Here is a 23,216-nt window from a genome sequence, read left to right on the forward strand (position 1 = left end):
GAAAACCGTTTCACATCAAAAGTGCGGTTTCAGACGGCCTTGATGTTTTATTGATGGGTGCGGCGGTTCAGCCAGTCGATGATATCGCGGGTCACAATATCGCCGCCGTTTTCCAAAAACAGCAGATGACCGATGTGGCTATAGAGCCTGAGGCTTTTATCGGTCGAATTGGTTTGCCCGTAAAAATCAATGGCATCTTGCGGTAAAACATATAAATCGGCATCACCATTGAGCAGCAGCACGGGGTCGCGGAATTGATAGCTGTTTTCACGCAAATATTTCAAGCCGCCGTCAAAGGCATTAATCATGGCAACCGAGCAATCTTGCAACATCAGCGGGTCGTTCGGCAGGCTCAGCCCTTCGCTGGGTTTCGATGTCGGCAGATTGAGCGTTTGGAGGGCGGCCTGTGTGCAGGAAACGGTGCTGTTCGGGTCTTCGGGGCGGGGCAGATGGCCGAAATTCATTTGGTTATAACGCAAAAGGCCGGCAGCCAAAATATAGCCGTTCACCGCTTCAGGGTATCGGGTGCCGTATAAGGCGGCGAGGTGTCCGCCCATGCTGTGCCCGATGAGATAAATCGGGGTGCCGGGGTTTTCTTTTTTGGCTTTTTTGATGACTGCATCCAGATCGGCAACCATGCCGGAAAAGCCGTTGATCGGGCGGTCTCTGCCTTCGGATTTTCCGTGGCCGTGCTGGTCGAAACGGTATACGGCAAACCGGTTTTGATTCAATTGCTTAACAACGTCATCAAATACGCCCGAATGGCTGGCTAAGCCGTGTACGATAATCACCACCGCTTTGGGTTTTGTCTGCGGGTAGTCTTTTTGCAGATATAAATTCAAGCCGTCTTGGCTTTTGATGGTTTCAATTTGCGGGGTGTTCACCGGGTTGGCAAGGGCGGTTTGTATCGGTGTTATGCCGGCAATCGCCAGGCTCAATGCCAGCAGGCTGCTTGCGAATATGTTTTTCATATTTGTTTTCTTTGATGTCGGTTAGGGTTAAGTTGTTTGCTTGAGGCCGTCTGAAAGCCAAAGTGCGGTTTCAGACGGCCTTGATGTTTGCTGTTTAAGCCGCATGGTGGGTGATGTGCTGCGTGGTTTGGGCGGCGGCAAAGTCCTGCATCAAATCGTTGATCACCGCTTGCACGCTGCGGATTTCATGGATATAGCTGATGCCGTTGCCGACCGAGATATAGCCCTCGTCGGCACGCCCTTCTTCGAGCATACCCAAGCGCATGCCGTAACCGCCTTTAGACGCTTCGAGCAATTCGTCACGGCTGGCGCCACGGTTGTCCATCGCCACCAATTCATGCGCCAATCGGGTGGGCAAAGAGCGGTAATAAGCGGGCTGAGTGCGGTAGAGCAGTAAATCTTGTGCGCTGCTGTCGACAATGCGCTGTTTCACGCTTTCTGCCATGCGGTTTTCAACGGTGGGCAGTAATACTGTGCCGACAAACACGCCTTCGGCACCCAAGGCAAGGCTGGCACGCACGCCGCGCACATCGGCAATGCCGCCGGCCGCCATCACCGGAATGCTGACCGCATCGGCGATTTGCGGCACGATGGAAAAGGTGCCGATCACTTGTGAGGGCACGGTACCGCCTTCGTCAAAACCGGTTGCCACCAAAATATCGGCGCCGAGCTGTTCCGCTTCACGGGCGTTTTGCGGAGTGGGCGTGCCGGCACGGAAAATGGTTTTGACCCCGGCGGCTTTGAATTTTTGCATAAAAGGGCGGTAGTCGATGCCGTCCAACTGATTGATAAGGGCAACTTGCACGCCCTCTTCGATAATCAAATCGACCAAGGCGCCCATGGTGCTGAAATCATAAGACAAAATAATCGGCATGCCGAAAGGCTTATCGGTTAAGGCTTTGGTTTTGCGGATTTCGGCACGCATGGTGCTCAGCAAGGCTTCGGTGGTTTTCGGCGCTTTCATCAAGCCGGCGTTGGGGCCCAGCATGCCCAAACCGCCGGCATTGGAAACGGCAGCGACAAATTTGGCGTCGGTCATCCAGCTCATCGGGCCTTGCACGATAGGATATTGAATGCCGAGAATTTGGGTGATACGGTTGTTTTGCATGATGTTTACCTGTATGAAATAGTTGGAATGGACGTATTGTATATTTTCAAAAAGCTAAAATGAATGCTGGAAAATGGAAAGTTGGTTTTCATTTTTGGAAATATAAAGCCAAGTAAGCGGTCAAAATGGCAACGGGGGTGCACGATTGACCGCTTGAACATGGAATATGCTTTAAGCAGCTGCCTGTTTTACTTTACTGTAAAATAAGCGGCTTTATTTCGATAAAAAGAGCCGAGCCAATACGTGTTGCCCACCGGCAATACGGTAGAAACCCCACTAAATTCAGTAGTATAGCGGCCTTTCATCACCGGCTTGAGGGTGAGATTTTCAGGGTTGATTTGGGTAATATGAAAATCTTTCAAGCAGTCGGGGCGAATGCCTTGATGACAGTCTTGCAGCATAGAGCCGGCGGTGATTAAGACATTGCCGTGCCAGTGCAAATTGTCTGCCAAGCCATAATTTAAGGTGTTTGTGGCCACACGCTTAGCCGGGTTGGCAGTGGTGAATTGGCTTACCCCTTGCATATGCGCAACATAAATATATTTTCCGTCTTGAGAAAGCTCGATGCCGTTATTGCCGTTCAACTCTGTGCCTTGTAATTTTTCAAAGCGGCGGGTTTGGGGTGTCCAGCGATAAACCGCTCCGGTGGGCTTTCCGCCGAACATATCCTCCAGCGTGTGCGCCGGATGAGTCATGACCGTTGTGTAAATAGCGCCGTCTGCCCCTGCCACAACGCTGTTGCCGGCCAAGCCGTTTGGCAAGCGCACATTGCCGAGCCAAGCTAGCGTCGGTTTGTCGGCGTTGATATCAACTTCAAAAATTTCAATGGTTTCACGGGTGGGGGCGGAACTGTCTGCACCATAATGATTAACCACATAAAGATGTGCCTTGCCGCCGCCGATTTCACGCAAACTGATGCCGTGCGCCTGAAGTTTATCGGGCTGCGGCTGTGGTTCGCTATCGGGGTATAACGCTGACGGCGATGAGGCTTTTGGTGCAATCCATTTTTGTGCGGTTTTGTTTTGGCTGTCAATCAGATGCAAACCGCTTTTGGGCGCCATGCCGCTGGCAATGATCCATTTCGAATCGGGAACGGCAACTAAATCTTCCGGGCTTTGTATGCCGTTGATGTAATGTAATGCTGTGACCGATGCGGCTTTTGTTAAATCATGGGTTTGTTTGGGGTTGTTGTTATGCATGGTGTCGGCTATCGAGTTACAGGCAGTATTCATTAAGGCCGCACTCAGTATGAGGGCGGCCATCGTGTGTTTAACAGTGAGTTTCATCAAAATAACCTTGTGTTTGTTAGAAAGAAAAGGATATTATAAGATTTCAAAAATGATTGATGAATGGTGAAAAATGAAAATATCGTTTTCATTTTCGGAAAACAAAAATATCGGCAAAATCTATAAATTCAGCTTATATTTTTGCATCGTAATAACGTCTGCGAGAGGTATGATTTCCTCTCAACATCTTCTTCAACACTTTCTTGTGCAAGTCAACCCACAGGTGTGATGATGGATTTAAATGCAATACGCTTATTTGTCGCCGTGGTGCAAGCAGGCAGTTTGTCTAAAGCCAGCCAGCAGCTTGATGTGCCGATTGCCACCATCAGCCGGCAATTAAAAGCCTTGGAAAAATCGCTGAATACACAGCTGTTCGACCGCTTTAAAACCGGCGTGAAGCCGACCATGCTCGGGCAAAAGCTGTATGAAGACGTGTATTTGAGCGTAGATAATCTGTTGCAGGCAGAGCGGGCGTTGGGCGATACACAGCAGCAATTGAGCGGCAAGCTGCGGATTTCGACCCCGTCCGGTTTCGAGCCGGTGTGGGATTGGGTGAGCGCGTTTCAGCAGCAGCATCCGCAAGTTGAGGTGCATTGCCTGGTGACCGATCGGGTGTTGGATTTGGTGGAAGACGGCATCGACGTGGCGTTTCGGGTCGGCGATTTGCATACCGACAGCGTAATCGCCCGCGAGCTGATGCCGCTGCGCGCCAAACTGGTGGCCACCCCTGCGCTGTTGGCACGGTTGGGCGAGCCGCGCGAACCGGCGGATTTGGCGCATTTCCCCTGCGCCGGCTGGGCGACCAACGGCCAGAAAACCATGCAGTGGCAGTTGGGCGGGCAAAGCGTTACCCTGCCGTGCCGTTTCGGCGCCAACGACAGCTACGCCCTCGCACACATCACCCAAAAAGGGCTGGTGATTGGCCAATTGCCCGATTACATCGCCGAACGCCTCATCCGCGACGCCGGCCTGGTGGAAGTGCTGCCCGACCACCCGCAACCCAGCCACCCCGTGCACCTGCTCTACCCCGCCCACCGCCACGCCTCAAGTTTGATTCAAGCGTTTTTGGGGTTTTGTTTGGCAAGTGTCGGTTAAGCATGGCGGTAGTAAGATTGAGTGATAACCCGATGCGGTCATTGACCGCACTTGGCGGGTTATCTTATTCGCAAGGCATCAATTACCGCTCTTAATGCAAGGGAAGCATTGCGGTGGGGGTAATAAAGATACAATGCCGGCAATGTCTGGCTTTGTTCGATAAAAATGCGGATAAGTTGACCGTTCCCCAGCTCGAATGCCACTAAGCTTTCCGGCAGATAAGCAATGCCCAGCCCCTTTTTGGCGGCGGTTAAGGTGGTGTAATCATCATTAAAAATCCATTGTCCCTGCGGTTTGATTTTGATGGTTTTGCCGTTTTGATTGAATTCCCATGTAAACACACCGCCGTCACTCAATCGATAAGCGATGCAATTATGCTTGGCTAGCGCCTCTATCGTTCGTGGAAAGCCGTGTTGTTCAAAATAGCTCGGCGTGGCGACCACCGCCATTTTCAACACATCACTGATTTTGACGGCAATCATATCCTCCGCTACGTCAGCACCTAACCGAATACCGGCATCAAAGCCGTCGGCAACAATGTCCACAAAACGGTTTTCGCTGATCATTTCCAAACGAATATCGGGGTATTGTTCGGCAAAGTGAGCCAGTTTGGGAATTAAAATCGTATTAATCGGTTGTAAAGCGCAGTTGATTCGCACCAAGCCGGACGGGGAGTGGCGGTAATGTTCAAGTAAATTTAGTTCGTTATCCAGCTTGTTAAAGCTCTGTTCGGCGGTTCGGAAGAGCTGTTCTCCCGCTTGGGTTAAGGATACGCTGCGGGTCGTGCGGTGAAATAACAGTAAGCCGAGGCGCTGTTCCAACAAACGAATGGCTTTGCTTAATGCCGGTGATGATATGCCCAGTTTGGCTGCGGCTTTGCTGAAATTTTTTTCCCGCGCTACCAATAAAAACGAATAGAGATCGTTATAGTTTTCACGTTTATGCATATTTAAAATATTCCGCCATTGTTTTTTATACAAGGGATTATTAATAACTATAAGTTAATAGTATATGTATTTTTTAGCATATTATCATCTTATTTGTAACCGAATATAATGTAACTCATCGAAGGCAAAGTGCGGTCGAAATGAATCGAATTTTAAAAGAGGAAACCGTGATGAAATTAAAAGCATTAACAGCAGCATTGGTCTTGGGTTCAACCGTTGTGGCAGGTAACGTGATGGCGAATACAACATCCTCGGCAACCGTCATTGAGGTGCCGGCGCAAACCATTCAATTAACACAGGAATGGGATAAAATTTTTCCGAAAAGCGATAAAGTCGAGCATCGCAAAGTGATTTTCAAGAACCGTTACGGCATCACCTTGGCGGCGGATTTGTATAGCCCGAAAGGAGCTGGCGGCAAATTGCCGGCGATTGCCGTGGCCGGTGCGTTTGGGGCGGTGAAAGAGCAGTCGTCCGGGCTTTATGCGCAAACCATGGCGGAACGCGGTTTTGTCACCCTGGCATTTGACCCGTCTTATACCGGTGAAAGCAGCGGTGTGCCGCGCAATATGGCATCACCCGATATTAACACCGAAGATTTTAGTGCGGCAGTCGATTTTCTGGGGTCGTTAGATAATGTTGATCGCAACAAAATTGGTATTCTGGGAATTTGCGGTTGGGGCGGCTTTGCGCTGAACGCCGCCGTATCGGATACGCGCATTAAAGCGGTGGCCACCAGCACTATGTATGATATGACCCGTGTGATGGCGAAAGGCTATAATGATAGCGTTGATGCCGAAGGACGCCGTGAAATGAAAACGCAAATCAACAATTCCCGTTGGGAAAGCTCAAAAAATGGTTATGCGACTTTAACACCGGCCAATAATCTTCGTGCAGAACAAATTACCTCGGATACCCCGAAATTTATTGCCGATTATTCAGAGTTTTATACCACAAAACGGGGTTTCCACCCGCGGGCGGTCAATTCAAACCCTGACGGCTCTTGGGCAGACACGGTACCGTTGGCGTTAATCAATATGCCGATTTTGCAATATGCGGCTGAACTACAAACTCCGGCACTGGTGGTGCATGGCGAAAAAGCGCATTCCCGTTATTTCAGCGAAGATGCATTTAAAGCCTTAGGCAGCAAAAACAAAGAGTTGTACATCGTACCCGATGCCTACCATACGGATTTATACGACAACACTACCGGCAAGATTCCGTTCGATAAATTCGAGCAGTTCTTTAAAGCGAATTTGAAATAAACGATAACGTTATACAGCTTCGATATGATGTAATCGTTGCTTAAAACGAAAAATAGTCAACAAAACATGCCGTTACCGATGAGAAAGCGGTAACGGCATGTTTGTTTGAATTTTTACCGATGATCTACTGTAAACGCGTTATCACTGATTGTGGCTGAAGGGTGAATTAAAAGACAATTTGACCGCACTTTATGCTTATTATGCTTAAGGATTATTTAATCTTTTTATGTTGCAATAAAGTCCGTCATTAAAGAGAGGAAAGCATGATGAAAAACATCAAAGGGTTATTTAAAAAGTTCACACAAAAAATAAGTCATCTATGGCACAAACAGTCGGTGGTGTTGCGGCAACACAATGTAATCGCGAAAATGGCATTGTTGCCGATAATGATTTTTACGGGAGCCGTATTATTAGTCGCCGGGTTCTTGTCGTTTTTATTATTCGGCATGTTATTGCTGATCGCCATGCTGCGCTTGCGGTTCCAGCCTCAAAGTGCGGTCAGGTCGGATCAGGTGATTATCGAGACGACGGCGGTGAGACGGGATTTTGCGTAGTTTTCCCGTTAAAAACAGAAACTTGGGAAACAAAAAGGCTTCGGAATTCCGAAGCCTTTGTCTTTGCATAAATCACCTTGCGGCTTAGTTCAAACGCTCTTTGATACGTGCGGACTTACCACTACGCTCACGCAAGTAGTACAGTTTCGCTTTACGTACCGCACCTTTACGCTTCACGCTGATGCTGTCGATAACCGGGGAGTGCGTTTGGAATGTACGCTCAACACCGACACCGTTTGAGACTTTACGCAGGGTAAATGCAGAATGCAGACCGCGGTTACGAATTGCGATAACCACGCCTTCGAACGCCTGCAAACGTTTTTTACTACCTTCGACAACCCATACTTTCACTTCCAGCGTATCACCGGGACGGAAGCTAGGTACGTCTTGTTTCAATTGTTCTTCTTCAAGTTGTTTAATAATGTTACTCATAATAAATACCTTTTATTCCTAGATGTAACTGAATCTTTACTTTTGCTGTTTAATATTATCCAACAGCACTCTCTGTTCGTCAGTCAGAGCTAGGCTCTCCAATAGCTCAGGCCGGCGGGTCCAAGTGCGGTGCAATGACTGTTGTAAACGCCATTTGCGTATTTCCGCATGGTTGCCCGACAGCAATACCGGCGGTACGGCGACTCCGTCCAACACATCGGGACGGGTATAGTGCGGACAATCCAACAAACCGTCGGCAAAAGAATCTTCTGCTGCGGAAGCTTGCTTGCCCAATACCCCGGGAATAAAACGGGCAACGGCGTCGATTAACGTCATTGCCGGCAATTCCCCGCCGGTGAGGACATAATCCCCGACCGACCACTCTTCATCGATTTCCGCCTCGATTAGGCGTTCATCGATACCTTCGTAGCGTCCGCAGACCAAAATCAGTTTCTGATCTTGTGATAACTGCCGTACGCCGCGTTGGTCGAGTTTGCGTCCCTGAGGCGAAAGATAAATCACTTTCACCCCCTCGTCACCTGCTGCCTGTTTTGCGGCTTCCTTTGCGGTCAGGATTGCATCACGCAATGGTTGCACCATCATCAGCATTCCCGGGCCGCCGCCATAAGGGCGGTCGTCCACCGTGTTGTGCTTATCGTGCGTAAAATCGCGAGGATTCCAGCACCGCACTTGCAGCAAGTTTTGTTTTACGGCTCGTCCCGTAACCCCGAATTCTGTGATTGCTTTAAACATTTCCGGGAAAAGACTAATAATCCCAATCCACATATTGTTACCTATGCTAAAAATGTTACCGCCAAAGCGCCCACATCGTTCCTGAGGTTAGAAACCAGCGTCCCAATCCACTTCAATAGTCTTTGTGGCGAGATCGACTCTTTTAACTACTGTTTGTTCAAGATACGGAATTAACCGCTCTTGTTTGCCGAAAGCATCGTTAAGATTGGCTTTTACCACGAATACGTCGTTCGAGCCGGTTTCCATCATGTCGCTCACTTCGCCCAATTGGTATCCTTGCAGGTTGATGACTTGGCAGCCGATCAGATCGTGCCAGTAATAGCCTTCTTCCAGTTCAGGGAAATTGTCGGCGCTTACCCCGATTTCAACATTGGTCAGCGCTTGTGCTACGTCGCGATCATCGACATTTTTCAGTTTAACGATCAAATCGTTACTGTGATAACGCCAGCTTTCCAGTTCGGTGGCTTGCCATTGTCCCTTGATATTCAGATACCAAGGCTGATAATCGAAAATGCTTTCTGATTCTTCCGTTGATGAATAAATTCGCAACCAACCGCGAATCCCGTAAGTTGATCCCAACTTGCCGACAGTGCTGATGTTTTGCGTACTCATATTCACCTACTGATTTTTGCTGATTAAGCTGCTTTTTGCGCTTCTTTAACTAACGCAGATACGCGCTCGGATAAAGATGCACCTTTTTCGATCCAGGCGTTTACACGCTCTAAATCCAAACGTAAACGTTCTGCATTACCGGCAGCAAGCGGATTGAAAAAACCGATGCGCTCGATAAAACGACCGTCACGCGGGCTGCGGCTGTCCGCAACAACTACTTGATAAAATGGGCGTTTTTTTGCACCGCCACGAGATAAACGAATGGTTACCATAGCGTCCTCTAAAATGATAGTAAAAATAAAACCCTCGTTCGAGGTGAGGGTGTAGTGTCCTTTTTATCGCCATACGGCCACAAAAAGTCGTCAGATTTTACTCTTTTCTCGAAGAATTGCAAGTTTTAGTACGCTTGTCCGCTTTCATGCCGTGAATAAAATTTATTCGAGTTAAATCGATTTTTATTTGCAATGATAAATATTCTTTTGGTAAAACAGAGACGTATATTTTAAATATTAAAGGCGGCAAATCATGGCGGCGTTTAAAGCGAAAAAAATGAATAGGCAAAACCAAGCCGTTATTCCTTCAGTCATTTATCAAGACTGTTTAGCAAAAACTTATCGTTTATCCGATGGAACGACGATTCCGGGGCGGGGAGTCTTTGAACATTGTGTCATTGTCGGTGAAGTGGCTAAAAAATTATTGGCATTAATTCCCGCTTCTTTACGGAAAGAATTATTTCCGGCAGGAACCGAATTGCTCGCTGCTGTACATGATATTGGCAAAGTGTCCGTTCGTTTTCAAAATAAATTAAAAAAGGCGATGGATTCCCGTCTGGTTTTGAACATTGATGATAGGAAATGGAATGGGCATGGCGGCGTTACATTTTTAACCTTATTAGCGCTAATTAATGAAAAATCCGCTGTGGCTGCGGGGCAACATCACGGGCGTTATCCACATTTAGCCAAAGTGGAAATTACCGACCCGCAACATTCAGAATTCTTAGGCGGTGAGGGATATCATGCTCAGCGTCTTGCCTTAATTGACGCATTGAAAACCCATTTTCAAACGGATTTTCCGATATTGGTAAATGAACAGCAGGTTTTGGCGGTTTCCGGCTTGATTACCGTGGCGGATTGGATTGGTTCCGGTGAATTATTTGAAGATCCCCAGCAAAATTGGCGGCAATTTATAGCACCTGCAATTTTACACGCCGGTTATCAAGCTTTAACGGTACGTCCTGATTTGTCATTTGAAACAATTTTTGGTTTTGAGCCGCATTTGGCGCAGCAGCAGCTGTTTGAACAGGTTAATCAGCCCGGCGTTTATGTATTGGAAGCACCAATGGGAATGGGTAAAACCGAAGCTGCACTCTATGCTGCATATAAAATGTTACAAAGCGGATCGGCAACAGGATTTTATTTTGCCTTACCGACGCAATTAACATCAAATAAAATCTATCAACGCGGCAATGAATTTTTGGCGCAGATTTTGGATTCCGCGAATTTGCAGCAGGCGTTGTTGATACATGGTTCGGCATGGCTGCAACAATTTGAAATGGGGGAAGATGCGGCAGCGGGCGGTGCTTGGTTTAATCAGCATAAAAGAGCGGTGTTGGCACCGTTTGGTGTGGGGACGATCGATCAAATTTTATTATCGGTAATGCGGGTAAAACATGGCTTTGTGCGGGCTTTCGGTTTGGTTGGAAAAGTCGTTATTTTAGATGAAATCCATTCATATGATTTATATACCGGCGTTTTGGTACAGCGTTTAATTTCGGTATTACGTAAATTAGGTTGTAGTGTCATTATCTTAAGTGCAACGTTAACACGTCAGCGTCGATTGGAATTATTGGGGCTTGAGCCGGCAAAATATCCGGTACAGGAAGCGCCGGAGCCTTATCCTTTAATCAGTGTGTCCAATTCTGATCACCCTTATCGAACGCTTGCAGTTGCCCCACCGGCCGGCAAATCCATATTACTGAAAAATGCCACGCGTCAAACTGCTCTTGAGGAGGCATTATCTCGGGCAGAAAAGGGGCAGCAAGTGCTCTGGGTTGAAAATAGTGTTGCTGAAGCGCAGGAAACCTATCAGATAATTGCCGCACGTTGTAGCGGCATGGAGATAAAGTGCGGTTTGCTCCATTCTCGTTTTACGGCGCAAGATCGGGAAAAGAATGAAGGCGAATGGATTGATTTATATGGTAAAGCGGGGTGGGAAAATAGAGACTCCGCCCCACGCTTATTGCGGGGACGAATTTTAATCGGTACGCAAGTTTTAGAACAATCCATTGATATTGATGCGGATTTCTTAGTTTCAAACTTTGCGCCAAGTGATATGTTATTGCAGCGTTTAGGACGATTATGGCGGCATGAGGGAACACCTCGTGTCCCATCGGCAAAAGCGGAAGCATGGTTAATCATGCCGGCATTGCAAGATGCGATTGATGATCCCATCAACGCCTTTTCAACCTCGGCATTTGTGTATGCGCCCTATGTTTTATGTCGTAGTCTACTGGTTTGGGCGCATTTAACCGACATCACCTTGCCCGACGATATTCGTCGGATTTTAGAAATGACCTATGCTGAACGCAGCGAAAGCGGCAAATTGGCCCAATGGCGACATTATTTAGAGAACGGTAACCAATCCTATGGTTTTCCGAAATCTCGCGGGCGTCAGCAGTTGCAGCAACTTGCGTTAGCGGCACAAATGAATCAAGGATTTGCAGAAGATGACGATAAGGTACAAACTCGTTTCAGTGAACAGGATAGCCAAGATATTTTACTGTTACGTCATGTGCGCATGCTTGAAACGGAAAAAGCGACAGAACTGACCTTGTTGGACGGCTCTGTTTTAACATTGCCTTTAAATGGGCGCCGATTGCCACGTAAAGTACAAAAGCAGTATGCCGCACAATTAATGCAACATAAAGTCAGTATTAATAGCCAATATGCGCCCAAAGCACAAACCGTGGATTCTCTCTCTTTTTTAAAGGATTATTGCTATCTTGGCGGGAAAAGGGAAGGAGAGCGATCTTTGTTAACGGTTGCCATCGTGTCCGATGACGGTGCGCTAACGGGGTGCTCATTATTCCATTTAGAATGCCAAAAACCGCTCTTTTATTCTCCAACTATCGGATTAAACGTTCAAAAGTAGAATTTTACAAAAAATCGTGATTATTTTTACTTAAAATTTGAACTTAATCACATTTTTAATATGTTTAATAATATATGATTATTATCGCCTAATGTAGAGGCGTTAAAATGAAAAAGCATGGCGAGGTGTTTCTATGTTGAATAAAATAACAGATAGTCTTCTTCATAATCATGAAGGTTTTAATTTAATTGATTCTCGCTGGATTCCGATAGCTGATCACGGTTTGGTCGGCTTGCGTGATGTTTTTAGCGCACCTTATTTAGGCAGACTGGGCGGAAATGCCATGCAAAAAATCGCCTTGTTCAAATTATTGTTGGCAATTGCTCAGGCGGCTTATACCCCCAAAGATGATGACGAATGGAACGCGCTTACGCCCGAAGAATTGGGGCAACGATGTGTCGCCTATTTGGAAAAATGGTACGACCGATTTGAGTTATATGGCGATTCCCCCTTTTTACAAATGCCTGAAATCTCTGGCGCAGCTATACAGGATTTTGGTGCGGTATTGCCGGAGATTGCCACCGGCAATACCACGGTTTTTACCCAAACCCAGCGGGAAAAACCGTTATCGAATGCAGATAAAGCCTTATTAATTTTAGTGTTATGCAGTTTGGCATTGGGCGGGAAAAAAACGGATAACCGCATCGTCTTAAGTTCAGGTTATCGGGGAAAATCGAATGATAAAGGTAAGCCTTCCACCGGCAAAGCCGGGTCTGCATTAGGATTTATGGGGTTGCTGCATACGTTTTATCTTGGTAACTCGATACTTGAAACGATTTATTGCAACTTATTCACGGCAAGTGATATTCAACAAATGACCGTTTTTGCCGAAGGGTTGGGTACTCCGCCTTGGGAACGTATGCCAAACGGGGAAAATGATTCGATTGCACAAACGCTGAAACGAAGCTTCATCGGGCGCTTACTTCCAATGGGGCGGTTTTGTTTATTGGCAGAAAATGGCTTGCATTACAGCGAAGGTATTCAGCATTTTGGTTATAAAGAAGAAAAAGTTGCCGATCCGAGTGTTGCGATTAATTTAAGTGGTAAAGAGGCAAAAGTGCTGTGGGTTGATCCGGAAAAACGCCCATGGCGAGAGCTGACCGCTCTTTTGAGTTTTATCGAAACGGCAACGTTTAACTGCCCGCAATTGAGTTTACCGGCGAGACGGGTAAAACGAAAATTCAGTAATATCGGCATCTGGTCGGGCGGATTACGGGTAAGCAGTAACGCCGGTGAACAATATGTTTCCGGAACTGACGATTTCGTCGAATCAGCCGCTTGGTTTGATACGGAATATTTTAATCAAACTTGGTTTGAGCAATGGAAAAACGCCATGCAGCAATTGGATAAATATGCGAAAACGGTTTATTCAACCGTTGCCCAATTTTATCGTGAGCAAAAATTAGACGGAAAAGCCCAAGCTACTTTAGCTGCTAATCAGTTTTGGCTGTTGTGTGAACAGAATTTACAGGCGTTGATTGAGGCTTGTGAATTGATTACAGAAGATGAAAACAGCAATTCTGTCCCGCTAAATATGTTATACCGCTCTTTTATCCGTTATGCATATCAAATCTATGATCAATACACCGCCAATCAAACGGCAAGACAATTAGAAACGTGGGCAAAATGCCGTCCACATTTCGCAAAAAACAGTTAACAGGAGATTGTTATGCAAAATGCTGACAGTACAAAGGTGAAAACGGATGGTTTCATTCAATACATCATACAAAATTGTGCAAAAGATAAGGGCTTTGCGGCATTAGTGAAGCGGGCTGATAATCCGAATACCGAATATTACAGTTGGGAAATTTTGGCGCGCTTTATTGATTTAACCGATGATTATAAACGCCTGCCATACGCGTATATTGCTGCTGCGATTGCAGATGGAAAAATACAACAAAACGGCACGCAAAGTATCGGACGGATTTTAGCTAAATGTTATGACGGTACAAACGGGGCGGGGAATCAAGAAGAACAGGCGAAATTGCGATTAAGACGTCTATTGGCGTGTCAAAACAGTGTTGAAGCGAGCAATGTTTTACGCGGGTTATTGAGTTTGATTCGGGCTAAAAATTTAGCGGATCAATTGGATTATGCGGAATTATTAAAAAATTTAATTTATTTCAATGATAGTGTTAAAGCACGTTGGGCAACGGCATTTTATCGTAGTGAGGTCGGAAATGAATAAAGCATTGTATGCCAGCGTATTAAAATTAGGGCGTAGAGAAATCACGCGGTTTAATATTCGAGATGCGTATGCGTTACATAAGGTTATTTATTCTTTATTTGATAAAGGAAATGCGGGTTTGGAACGCCGTTTTTTATATTGCGAAAAAGGTACGGCATTTGATTTACAGAGTAAAGAATACGTTAAACAGGTCATTCTGCTGTCCAGTGAGTATCCGCAAAATAGCGTGCGAGATTATTGTTTTGATTTGAAAACATGCGAAATCCCCGATGGCTTTTTGCAGCATCAGCAATACCGTTTTGAAATTAAAATGAATGTGGCAAAAAGGGATAATCAAAGCCAGAAGATGACTCCTTTAAAAGATAAAGAGGCCATTTTTCTTTGGTTTTTGCAAAAGAATGCGCAATGGGGGTTTCAAGCCGACCCGCAGCATTTACAAATTAATGCACACAACGTGATGCGTTTCGACAAAGGCGAAAGAGCGGTTACATTAAATGTCGTGACGTTTCAAGGCGTATTGTGTGTAACCGATAGAATAAAATTTCAACACGGTTTTCAGCAGGGAATAGGTCGCGGGCGCTCATTTGGCTTAGGTTTATTACAACTTATTCCGATTAACGATACCTTTTTTTCTATTTGATTTCAGGAGATGACCATGACAAATCCACTTAAAAATACACGCATTGAATTTCATATTTTGCAATCTTTTCCGGTAACCTGTCTCAATCGTGATGACGTCGGCGCGCCAAAATCCGCGATCGTTGGCGGTGTACCGCGTGCGCGCGTGAGCTCGCAATGCTGGAAGCGGCAGGTTCGTTTGGCGATGGCCGATTTTGATATTAAATTAGCCGTGCGGACGAAAAGAATTGCGGAATGGATTTCAGCAAGTTGCTTATCTTTAGGAGCAACCGAAGAACAAGCGAATAAGTGCGGCAGTAAGGTTGGCGGCTTTTTGACAAAAGATACGCTGCATTTTATGACCGAAACGGAAGCGGCTGCCTTTACTGCATATTGTCAACAACAAGCCTTTGATGACAGTAAATTAAAAGATAAAGAGGTATACAAACTCGCTAAAAAGGTATTGAATCCTGCTTTGGACGGTTTGGATATTGCATTATTTGGACGAATGGTGGCGCAGGCTGCCGATCTCAATGTTGAAGCGGCCGTTTCTTTCTCACATGCGATTTCAACACACAAAGTAACTTCCGAAATTGATTTTTTTACTGCGCTTGATGATCGGTCAAATGAAGATGAGACGGGTTCGGCGCATATGGGCGCATTGGAATTTAATTCCGCAACTTATTACCGTTATATTAGCGTGGATTTAGGACAGTTGCATCAGACTTTGCAGGGGCAAGATCTTAAAAAAGCGGTTGACGCCTTTATCAAAGCGCTTTATGTCGCTGTGCCGGCCGCACGACAAAGTACACAATCCGGTGCGAGCGGGTGGGAATATGCGAAGATTTTGGTGCGTAACGGACAGCGTTTACAAGTTCCGTTTGAAAGAGCGGTTAAGGCGGAGAGACAGGAAGGTTATCTAAAACCAAGTATTCAGACGCTTAAAGATTATTTGCAGCACAAAGAAAAACTTTCAGGCTCACTGTTTGGAAAAATTGCTGAGTATGATTTCGGTGAGGATGAAAATTTTAATATCGATCAATTGATTAGCGCATTACATTCACATATAGAGGTTGCCGATGAGTAATCCTTATTTGCTGCTATGGTTCGAAGCGCCATTACAAGCCTGGGGATTTGATTCTAAATTCGGACGGCGGGAAACTTTAGCATTCCCAACGAAATCCGGCGTATTGGGACTCCTTTGCTGCGCATTGGGCTATTCTGGTGAACAACGTGAATTTTTAGCGGCTTTTGCGGAATTGGATATGCAGGTTGTTGCTTATCCAAGAGAATCCAAACAAAAAATGACGCAATCAACAATATTACGTGATTTTCACATGGTTGGTAGTGGTTACGACGAGAGTGATCCTTGGCAAAAAATGTTGATTCCTAAAACAAAAGAGGGGAAGCCGGCCGTTGGCGGCGGGGCTAAATTGACATATCGTTATTATCTGCAGGATATGGCGTTTGCCGTGGCTTTGGAAGTGCCTCATCAACAGATTGAATTATTGGTGGAAGCGATGAAAAGCCCGGTGTGGGATTTGTATTTAGGTCGAAAGTGTTGTGTGCCGACAGAATTTATCTATCAAGGTGTGTTTGAAAGCAGTCAGCAAGTATTTACTCATGCAGAACAGTTCAATCTTAATCGAAAAAAGAACCGCTATGCTAAATTTAAAGTGATTCAGGGCAATCAGCCTGATTTGGGTGAAGTACTTGCTTTGAATGATGTACCGTTGAATTTTGGCGAAAGTAAACACTATCGTGATCGTTTTATTACGATTATTGATTTATAACAACTAAAAGGGAGCCTGTCATGGCAGAAAATCAACGCTTGCTAATTAAAATTACGCGCGATTCTTTGCCCCAAGTTAAAGATAAATACCCTTATATTTATCTCGAACGCGGCAGGCTGGAGATTGATGACAGCAGTGTAAAGTGGATAGATTGCGACAACAATGTTGTTCGCCTGCCGATTGCAACCATTAATTGCTTATTGCTTGGCCCTGGAACCAGCATTACTCACGAAGCAATAAAAGTGATTGCGACAGCCAATTGCGGACTGTGCTGGGTGGGGGAGGATAGCTTACTCTATTATGCCTCCGGCATTGCCCCCACCAGTAATTCTCGTAATTTTCGCCTTCAAATGCAGCTTTCTGCCGATCCTAAAAAATCGCTTGATATTGCACGTAAATTATTTGCTAAGCGGTTTCCTGATTTAGATTTAACCGATAAAACGTTAAAAGAAATGATGGGGCTTGAAGGGCAGCGAGTGCGTAGTTTATACCTTGCAAAAGCAGAACAATACCAAGTGGGGTGGAAAGGGCGGCAATATGTTCCAAATAAATTTGAATTAAGTGATTTAACCAATCAAATTTTAACTGCAACCAATACCGCACTTTATGGCATCTTGTGTTCTGCAATTCACAGTATGGGATATTCCCCTTATATGGGATTCATTCATTCCGGCAGCCCCTTACCTTTTGTCTACGACTTAGCGGATTTATACAAAGAAAATTTATGCATTGATTTGGCATTTTCACTTACTAAAACAATGGCGGGGTTATATAACAAACATGCTGTTTCTTCTGCTTTTCGTTCTCGTGTAATTGAAACAGATTTGTTGACTAATATCACCCAAGATATTACTGAACTCCTTGGAGGAAGAAATGCTCGTCGTACTGGCAAATGATTTGCCGCCGGCCGTTCGAGGGCGGATGAAACTCTGGTTTGTTGAACCAAAACCAAACGTTTTTGTCTCTGGGGTGAAAGATTCTGTCGCTAAAACCGTTACGGAATATTTACTCAGTCATTGCTCGGTTGAGAGTGGGCTTGTTATTTTTCGACAAACACCGCACATTCCATATTATGAAATACAGACGCTTGGAAAAACGAAAAAAGAGTTGATTAAAATTTCAGGCTTACAACTTGTTATAGAAAAAAATCTAGATTAAGAAATACTAGATATTGTATTTTTTATTCGCTCTTTTACAATATAGTGGTGTCTTCTCCACGCCTGTGGAGGTGTTTCTGACCAAGCGGATTTATTGAGAAAGACCTTACGGTCTTCTCCACGCCTGTGGAGGTGTTTCCTATCGCGATATAACGTGGCCTCCGCCTCAAAGGTCTTCTCCACGCCTGTGGAGGTGTTTCTTATCTGGTTAAGGGGATAAAGGTTAAAGTGCCGTCTTCTCCACGCCTGTGGAGGTGTTTCTTCTGCCGCCTAGTCCTTTGGCTACCAATAAGGGTCTTCTCCACGCCTGTGGAGGTGTTTCCGAAACGGACTTGAATCCAAAATTGAAAAATCGGTCTTCTCCACGCCTGTGGAGGTGTTTCTTCTTTCCAAGTTCCAAACGTTATTGTTGATGAGTCTTCTCCACGCCTGTGGAGGTGTTTCTGGGATTTTGGCGGTTGTGCCGGAATCAGAATCGTCTTCTCCACGCCTGTGGAGGTGTTTCTTTGATAAGTTGGATATTTATGTCTAAGTATAAGTCTTCTCCACGCCTGTGGAGGTGTTTCTCTGCCCTGAGCTAGCCCCGCTTTTCTCACGGTGTCTTCTCCACGCCTGTGGAGGTGTTTCTTAATACTAAAACTAAAGCATCTGCATACGGCGGTCTTCTCCACGCCTGTGGAGGTGTTTCTAGCTAAAAGCCCTTTAAAATAGCTTTAAAGGGGTCTTCTCCACGCCTGTGGAGGTGTTTCTATAGTTCACCATATTAGCGACTTTGAAAGCCGGTCTTCTCCACGCCTGTGGAGGTGTTTCTAAGATCAAGAGGACAGGGGAGTTTTGGCGAGGGTCTTCTCCACGCCTGTGGAGGTGTTTCTAGATCAACAGCGCAGAACAATTTAATAGATCAGTCTTCTCCACGCCTGTGGAGGTGTTTCTCATTCATGAAACCGACAGAGAAAACGCAAAGTGTCTTCTCCACGCCCGTGGAGGTATTATCTTGTATTACCTATAACAATTTTAATTTCATTATTTTCTTCCTCAAAATAACCGTTATAATTGAGAACGATTACTAATAAAGTGCGGTTTTACAGCGGTGGATTGACACATGAAGATAGTCTATATTTTACTTGGTTTTTTATCGCTCGGCTTAGGGGGGCTCGGTATTCTGCTGCCGGTGTTGCCGACCACGCCGTTTTTATTGTTGGCGCTCTATTTTTTCGGCAAAAGTTCCGAGCGGTTGCACGCTTGGTTTTTGCAAACCGCACTTTATGATAAATATTTGCGCACGTTTGACGAACAGCGGGCGCTGACGGCAAAAAGCAAGGCCTATATTTTGCTGCTTTCCACGGCAATGATGGCGCTCAGTTTTTATTTTATGCCGTCGATTTACGGGCGTATTTTTATCATTTTGCTGCTGTTGGCGGAATACTGGTTTTTCTTCTTCTGGATCAAGACCATTCCGGCGATAAAATAATAGCTTTTTTGTGTGTTTTTTAGGATACTCTACCAGACGTTTTACCTTGCTTTCCATTACACTCTTTTATGCTGATTAAGGAATATCTATATGAAATCTTTTTTAAAATTAACCGGTTGTGTCGGATTAGCCGTCGGTACGCTGGGCGTTTCGGCGTTGGTGCAGGCATACGAGCAAGACCGCACTTACCAATTGACCGTATTGCATACCAATGATCTGCACGGTCGTTTTTGGGCAAACAGCAACGGCGAGTACGGGCTGGCGGCACAGAAAACCCTGATTGATCGTATCCGTAAGGAAGTGGCGGACAAAGGCGGCGACGTGATTTTGCTGAATGCCGGCGATTTCAATACCGGCATTCCGGAATCGGATTTGCAAAATGCAAAGCCAGATATTGAAGCGATGAATATCATGGGCTATGAAGCGTTGACATTGGGCAATCACGAATTTGACAACCCGTTGCAGTTGTTGGATATGCAGGAAAGTTGGGCGAAATTCCCGTTCCTGTCGGCCAATGTGTTTGGTAAAAAAGACGGCAAGTTGTTGGTGAAACCGTACACCATTTTGGATAAACAGGGGTTGAAAGTCGCCGTGGTCGGTTTGACCACCGAAGATACCGCAAAACTGGGCAATCCTGAGTTTATGTCAAGCGTGGAGTTTATCCGCCCGGCGGAAGCGGCGAAAGATGTGTTGGTAAGTCTTAACGATAATGAAAAACCGGATATCAAAATCGGCTTGACCCATATGGGCTATTATCATGATGCGCAATACGGTTCTAATGCGCCGGGTGATGTGTCGATGGTGCGCGAGCTGGACAAAGGCGCGTTTGATTTGGTGATCGGGGGCCACAGCCATGATACGGTGTGTATCAACGATGACGGTAGTTTTAAGCACGATTATAGGCCGGGTGACGCCTGCAAGCCGGCATTTGAAAACGGCACTTGGATTATGCAGGCCGGCGAATGGGGCAAATATGTCGGGCGTGCCGATTTTGAATTTAAAAACGGCGATTTGAAGCTGGTTAATTATCAGTTAGTGCCGGTCAACCTGAAAGACAAAGTGAAAAATGCCGAAGGGAAAACCGACTATGTGCTGTTTCAGCAAGAGATTGCGGCGGATCCCGAATTATTGGCACATTTGAAAGTGTATCAGGACAAAGGTGATGAATTGCTCGGTGTGGAAGTCGGCAGTGTTAATGAAAAACTGGAAGGCGATCGTAATGTTATCCGCTTCCAACAAACCAATTTGGGGCAGTTGATCGCCCGCTCGCAAAAAGAGCGCGCCAAAGCCGATGTCGGCATTATGAATTCCGGCGGTATTCGTGCGTCGATCGAGGCGGGCAAAGTGACTTATAAAGATATTTTGACGGTGCAGCCGTTCGGCAATATCATCAGTTATGTCGAATTGAACGGACAGGCGTTGTTGGATTATCTGAATGTGGTGGCGCTGAAAGAGGTCGATTCCGGTGCCTATGCGCAATTTGCCGGTGTTAGCATGACTGTGGATCGCACGGCGAAAAAAGTGTCCGAGGTGAAAATCAACGGTGAGCCGCTGGATCTGAAAAAAGTCTATCGCATTTCCTTGCCGAGCTATACCGCCGCCGGCGGTGACGGCTATCCGCCGGTGGCGGACAATCCGACTTATGTCAACACCGGTTTTGTCGATGCCGAGAGTCTAAAACTCTATTTTGAAGAAAATTCGCCGATTGATGCCGCACAATTTAAAGCCAACGAAGAGATTATTTATAAATAATCCGAGACAGCAACAATAGATCTTGCTGCCAAAATCCGATAATGTATGCGCATTATCGGATTTTTTATACACGGATACTGAACGGAATAATATGTTGATTAAACCGCACTTTTCACGTCGGCTGGCTTTATTCAGCCTTTTCTTTGTCTTTTTTATCGGCACCGCTTTTGCCAACGGCTTGTTTGGCGAGAATAAAGTGCGGTTTTTGCCGCCGCAGGAAGCGTTCGTTTTTTCGGCGCAGGCGACTCAATCACAATTGAAGTTGGATTGGCAGATCGCTGACGGCTACTATTTGTATAAAAAAGAGATTTCCGTTGAAGACGGCAACGGTAATATTGCCGAATTGGGTTTACCGGCTGCCGAGCTGCACCAAGATGAGTTTTTCGGCGAAGTGGAGATTTACCGTCACCAACTGGCATTTGGTGTGCCGTTATCGGATCGCAACGGTAAAATTATAGTCAATTATCAGGGCTGTACCAGCGGTTTTTGCTATCCGCCGCAAACGGAAGAACTGGATTTAAGCGTGTTGCAAACCGGCACAAGTGCGGTCGCACAGCCTGAAAATGCGACAAACGGCAGTGAAAATCCGATTCAGGATAACAGCGTGTTTAACCGCAACAGCAGCGAGCAATTGGCAAATACTTTGGGCGAGAGCAAATTCAGTATTGTCTGGTTTTTTGTCTTGGGGCTGGGGCTGGCGTTTACGCCTTGCGTACTGCCGATGTTGCCGTTGTTGTCATCAATTGTGATTGGGCAGAAACAACGCCCGAAAAGCCTGCGGGCGCTGGCGTTGAGCCTGGTTTATGTACAGGGCATGGCGCTGACCTATACCGCACTTGGCTTGTTGGTGGTGGCGATCGGCTTACCGTTTCAGATTGCGCTGCAAAGTCCGCTTGTGCTGATCGCCTTCTCGATCTTATTTATCGTGCTGGCGTGTTCAATGTTCGGCTTATTTACCTTGCAACTGCCGTCGGGCTTACAAAATAAATTGAATCAATTTAGCCAAAAACAAAGCGGTGGGGCATATTGGAATGTATTTTTGATGGGTATGATTGCCGGACTGGTGGCATCGCCGTGTGTTAGTGCGCCGTTATCCGGCGCGTTGTTGTATGTGGCGCAAAGCAGTGATTTTGTGGTCGGCGGTTTGAGTTTATATTTGCTTGCATTAGGCATGGGCATTCCGTTGGTATTCGTCACCTTGTTCGGTAATAAAATTTTGCCGAAAGGCGGTGAGTGGCAGGAAAACGTTAAAATCGCTTTTGGCTTTGTGATGTTGGCGGTGCCGGTGTTTCTGATTTCCCGTTTACTGCCTGAGGTTTGGGAAAACCGCTTGTGGTCGCTGCTGGGCGTCTCTTTCTTTATCTGGTTGACGGCGGCGATCAGTGACAAAAAATCGATGCTCGGCATTAAACTATTGCCGTTAGTGGCGGCAATTGTGGCGGCGCAACCTTTGGTGGATTGGATAAAGCCGCTGATAACCGGCAAAGTACAAAGTGCGGTACAGCAAACCGAAACGTCGGTTGTATTTAACAATATTGCCGATTTTAGCGAACTGCAAGCGGCATTACAGCAAAACGGCAACCGAATCGTGATGCTGGATTTATATGCCGACTGGTGTGTCGCCTGTAAAGAGTTTGAGAAATATACCTTTAGTGATCCGCAAGTCCGGCAACAGTTTGCGCAGATGACATTATTGCGCGCCGATTTGACCCGTAACAGCCCGCAAAACCGCACTTTAATGGAACAGTTGAATATTGTGGGTTTACCGACCATTATTTTCTTTGATCAGAGCGGTAAGGAAATTCCGCAAAGTCGAATCAGCGGTTTTCTCGATGCCGAGCAGTTTAGTCGGTGGGTGCAGCCATTGTTGGAAAAATAGCGTCTGAAATCAAGCCGATAGCTCAGGTAAGAAATCGTGAACAAAAAACTATGGTGAAAATTTTAGCCATAGTTTTTTTATTTTCTTTTTAGATAATCCCGATAAGCAACGATCCCGTCTAATACCCAATAAAGTGTGATTTAAGTCACGGAATCTGTGCTCGGATTGACGTAGATTCGCCCTCTTTA

The 23,216-nt window shown here is 46.0% G+C and carries 22 protein-coding genes and 1 CRISPR repeat array; of the genes, 14 read left to right on the plus strand and 8 right to left on the minus strand.

All coding sequences use genetic code 11. From position 1 onward, the window contains the following. Positions 1–47: 47 nt before the first annotated feature. The 3 genes from OA57_RS08310 to OA57_RS08320 form a co-directional block, all read right to left on the minus strand. Positions 48–971 carry an alpha/beta hydrolase gene (locus OA57_RS08310; protein ID WP_034616210.1) on the minus strand — a complete coding sequence of 308 codons (924 nt, stop codon included), beginning with the start codon at positions 969–971 and terminating at the stop codon, positions 48–50. Between the two features lie 94 nt (positions 972–1,065). After that, the gene (locus OA57_RS08315) at positions 1,066–2,079 is read right to left on the minus strand and encodes an NAD(P)H-dependent flavin oxidoreductase (protein ID WP_052122445.1); all 1,014 of its coding nucleotides are present in this window, start codon (positions 2,077–2,079) and stop codon (positions 1,066–1,068) included. 188 nt (positions 2,080–2,267) lie between these two features. Beyond that, positions 2,268–3,365, minus strand: coding sequence for an SMP-30/gluconolactonase/LRE family protein (locus OA57_RS08320; protein ID WP_034616212.1), 1,098 nt, complete (start codon positions 3,363–3,365; stop codon positions 2,268–2,270). Between the two features lie 231 nt (positions 3,366–3,596). Between OA57_RS08320 and OA57_RS08325 the strand changes: the two genes are divergently transcribed. Continuing rightward, a complete protein-coding gene (locus tag OA57_RS08325) occupies positions 3,597–4,460 on the plus strand; it encodes a LysR family transcriptional regulator (RefSeq protein ID WP_034616215.1) in 864 nt (287 codons plus the stop codon). A 59-nt stretch (positions 4,461–4,519) separates the two neighbouring features. On the opposite strand, the gene OA57_RS08330 is transcribed toward OA57_RS08325, so the two are convergent. Next, positions 4,520–5,407 (minus strand): LysR family transcriptional regulator, encoded by an 888-nt coding sequence (locus OA57_RS08330; RefSeq protein ID WP_034616219.1) that lies wholly within the window; start codon positions 5,405–5,407, stop codon positions 4,520–4,522. A gap of 170 nt (positions 5,408–5,577) precedes the next feature. Between OA57_RS08330 and OA57_RS08335 the strand changes: the two genes are divergently transcribed. Continuing rightward, positions 5,578–6,669: an alpha/beta hydrolase gene (locus OA57_RS08335; RefSeq protein ID WP_084589906.1), complete on the plus strand. Its 1,092-nt coding sequence runs from the start codon at positions 5,578–5,580 to the stop codon at positions 6,667–6,669. Between the two features lie 263 nt (positions 6,670–6,932). After that, entirely contained in the window at positions 6,933–7,223 is a 291-nt protein-coding gene (locus tag OA57_RS08340; protein ID WP_152596739.1) for a hypothetical protein, read from the plus strand. 84 nt (positions 7,224–7,307) lie between these two features. Here OA57_RS08340 and rplS read toward each other — a convergent pair whose 3' ends face one another. The 4 genes from rplS to rpsP are packed head-to-tail and all read right to left on the minus strand — an operon-like array spanning position 7,308 to position 9,292. Then, positions 7,308–7,655: a 50S ribosomal protein L19 gene (gene rplS, locus OA57_RS08345; RefSeq protein WP_034616228.1), complete on the minus strand. Its 348-nt coding sequence runs from the start codon at positions 7,653–7,655 to the stop codon at positions 7,308–7,310. Positions 7,656–7,691: 36 nt separating this feature from the next. After that, the gene (trmD, locus tag OA57_RS08350; RefSeq protein WP_034616232.1) at positions 7,692–8,441 is read right to left on the minus strand and encodes a tRNA (guanosine(37)-N1)-methyltransferase TrmD; all 750 of its coding nucleotides are present in this window, start codon (positions 8,439–8,441) and stop codon (positions 7,692–7,694) included. A 54-nt stretch (positions 8,442–8,495) separates the two neighbouring features. Next, positions 8,496–9,020 carry a ribosome maturation factor RimM gene (rimM, locus tag OA57_RS08355; RefSeq protein WP_034616234.1) on the minus strand — a complete coding sequence of 175 codons (525 nt, stop codon included), beginning with the start codon at positions 9,018–9,020 and terminating at the stop codon, positions 8,496–8,498. A gap of 23 nt (positions 9,021–9,043) precedes the next feature. Beyond that, a complete protein-coding gene (gene rpsP, locus OA57_RS08360) occupies positions 9,044–9,292 on the minus strand; it encodes a 30S ribosomal protein S16 (RefSeq protein ID WP_034616236.1) in 249 nt (82 codons plus the stop codon). 253 nt (positions 9,293–9,545) lie between these two features. Between rpsP and cas3 the strand changes: the two genes are divergently transcribed. The 11 genes from cas3 (at position 9,546) to OA57_RS08415 (ending at position 23,028) form a co-directional block, all read left to right on the plus strand. Beyond that, a complete protein-coding gene (gene cas3, locus OA57_RS08365) occupies positions 9,546–12,170 on the plus strand; it encodes a CRISPR-associated helicase Cas3' (RefSeq protein ID WP_052122446.1) in 2,625 nt (874 codons plus the stop codon). A 133-nt stretch (positions 12,171–12,303) separates the two neighbouring features. Next, complete coding sequence (gene casA / locus OA57_RS08370) at positions 12,304–13,827, plus strand: type I-E CRISPR-associated protein Cse1/CasA (protein ID WP_052122447.1); 1,524 nt, start codon at positions 12,304–12,306, stop codon at positions 13,825–13,827. A 12-nt stretch (positions 13,828–13,839) separates the two neighbouring features. Then, positions 13,840–14,358 (plus strand): type I-E CRISPR-associated protein Cse2/CasB, encoded by a 519-nt coding sequence (gene casB, locus OA57_RS08375; protein ID WP_034616238.1) that lies wholly within the window; start codon positions 13,840–13,842, stop codon positions 14,356–14,358. Next, complete coding sequence (gene cas6e / locus OA57_RS08380) at positions 14,351–14,998, plus strand: type I-E CRISPR-associated protein Cas6/Cse3/CasE (protein WP_034616239.1); 648 nt, start codon at positions 14,351–14,353, stop codon at positions 14,996–14,998. The genes casB and cas6e overlap by 8 nt, the downstream gene beginning before the upstream one ends. Positions 14,999–15,013: 15 nt before the next feature. Further along, on the plus strand, positions 15,014–16,063 hold the full coding sequence (gene cas7e / locus OA57_RS08385) for a type I-E CRISPR-associated protein Cas7/Cse4/CasC (RefSeq protein ID WP_034616242.1): 1,050 nt from the start codon (positions 15,014–15,016) through the stop codon (positions 16,061–16,063). Continuing rightward, positions 16,056–16,769 (plus strand): type I-E CRISPR-associated protein Cas5/CasD, encoded by a 714-nt coding sequence (cas5e, locus tag OA57_RS08390; protein ID WP_034616245.1) that lies wholly within the window; start codon positions 16,056–16,058, stop codon positions 16,767–16,769. The genes cas7e and cas5e overlap by 8 nt, the downstream gene beginning before the upstream one ends. 20 nt (positions 16,770–16,789) lie before the next feature. Next, positions 16,790–17,665: a type I-E CRISPR-associated endonuclease Cas1e gene (gene cas1e / locus OA57_RS08395; protein ID WP_034616248.1), complete on the plus strand. Its 876-nt coding sequence runs from the start codon at positions 16,790–16,792 to the stop codon at positions 17,663–17,665. Then, entirely contained in the window at positions 17,643–17,927 is a 285-nt protein-coding gene (gene cas2e, locus OA57_RS08400; protein WP_034616250.1) for a type I-E CRISPR-associated endoribonuclease Cas2e, read from the plus strand. The genes cas1e and cas2e overlap by 23 nt, the downstream gene beginning before the upstream one ends. 49 nt (positions 17,928–17,976) lie before the next feature. Continuing rightward, positions 17,977–18,920: a CRISPR direct-repeat array (repeat unit 29 nt; unit sequence GTCTTCTCCACGCCTGTGGAGGTGTTTCT). A gap of 108 nt (positions 18,921–19,028) precedes the next feature. Then, positions 19,029–19,397 carry a YbaN family protein gene (locus OA57_RS08405; protein WP_034616251.1) on the plus strand — a complete coding sequence of 123 codons (369 nt, stop codon included), beginning with the start codon at positions 19,029–19,031 and terminating at the stop codon, positions 19,395–19,397. Between the two features lie 90 nt (positions 19,398–19,487). Further along, positions 19,488–21,149 carry a bifunctional UDP-sugar hydrolase/5'-nucleotidase UshA gene (gene ushA / locus OA57_RS08410; RefSeq protein WP_034616253.1) on the plus strand — a complete coding sequence of 554 codons (1,662 nt, stop codon included), beginning with the start codon at positions 19,488–19,490 and terminating at the stop codon, positions 21,147–21,149. Positions 21,150–21,240: 91 nt separating this feature from the next. Then, positions 21,241–23,028: a protein-disulfide reductase DsbD gene (locus OA57_RS08415; protein WP_084589903.1), complete on the plus strand. Its 1,788-nt coding sequence runs from the start codon at positions 21,241–21,243 to the stop codon at positions 23,026–23,028. Positions 23,029–23,216: the final 188 nt, after the last annotated feature.

This window comes from Chelonobacter oris (assembly GCF_000772535.1).
GTDB classification, from domain to species: Bacteria; Pseudomonadota; Gammaproteobacteria; order Enterobacterales; family Pasteurellaceae; genus Chelonobacter; species Chelonobacter oris.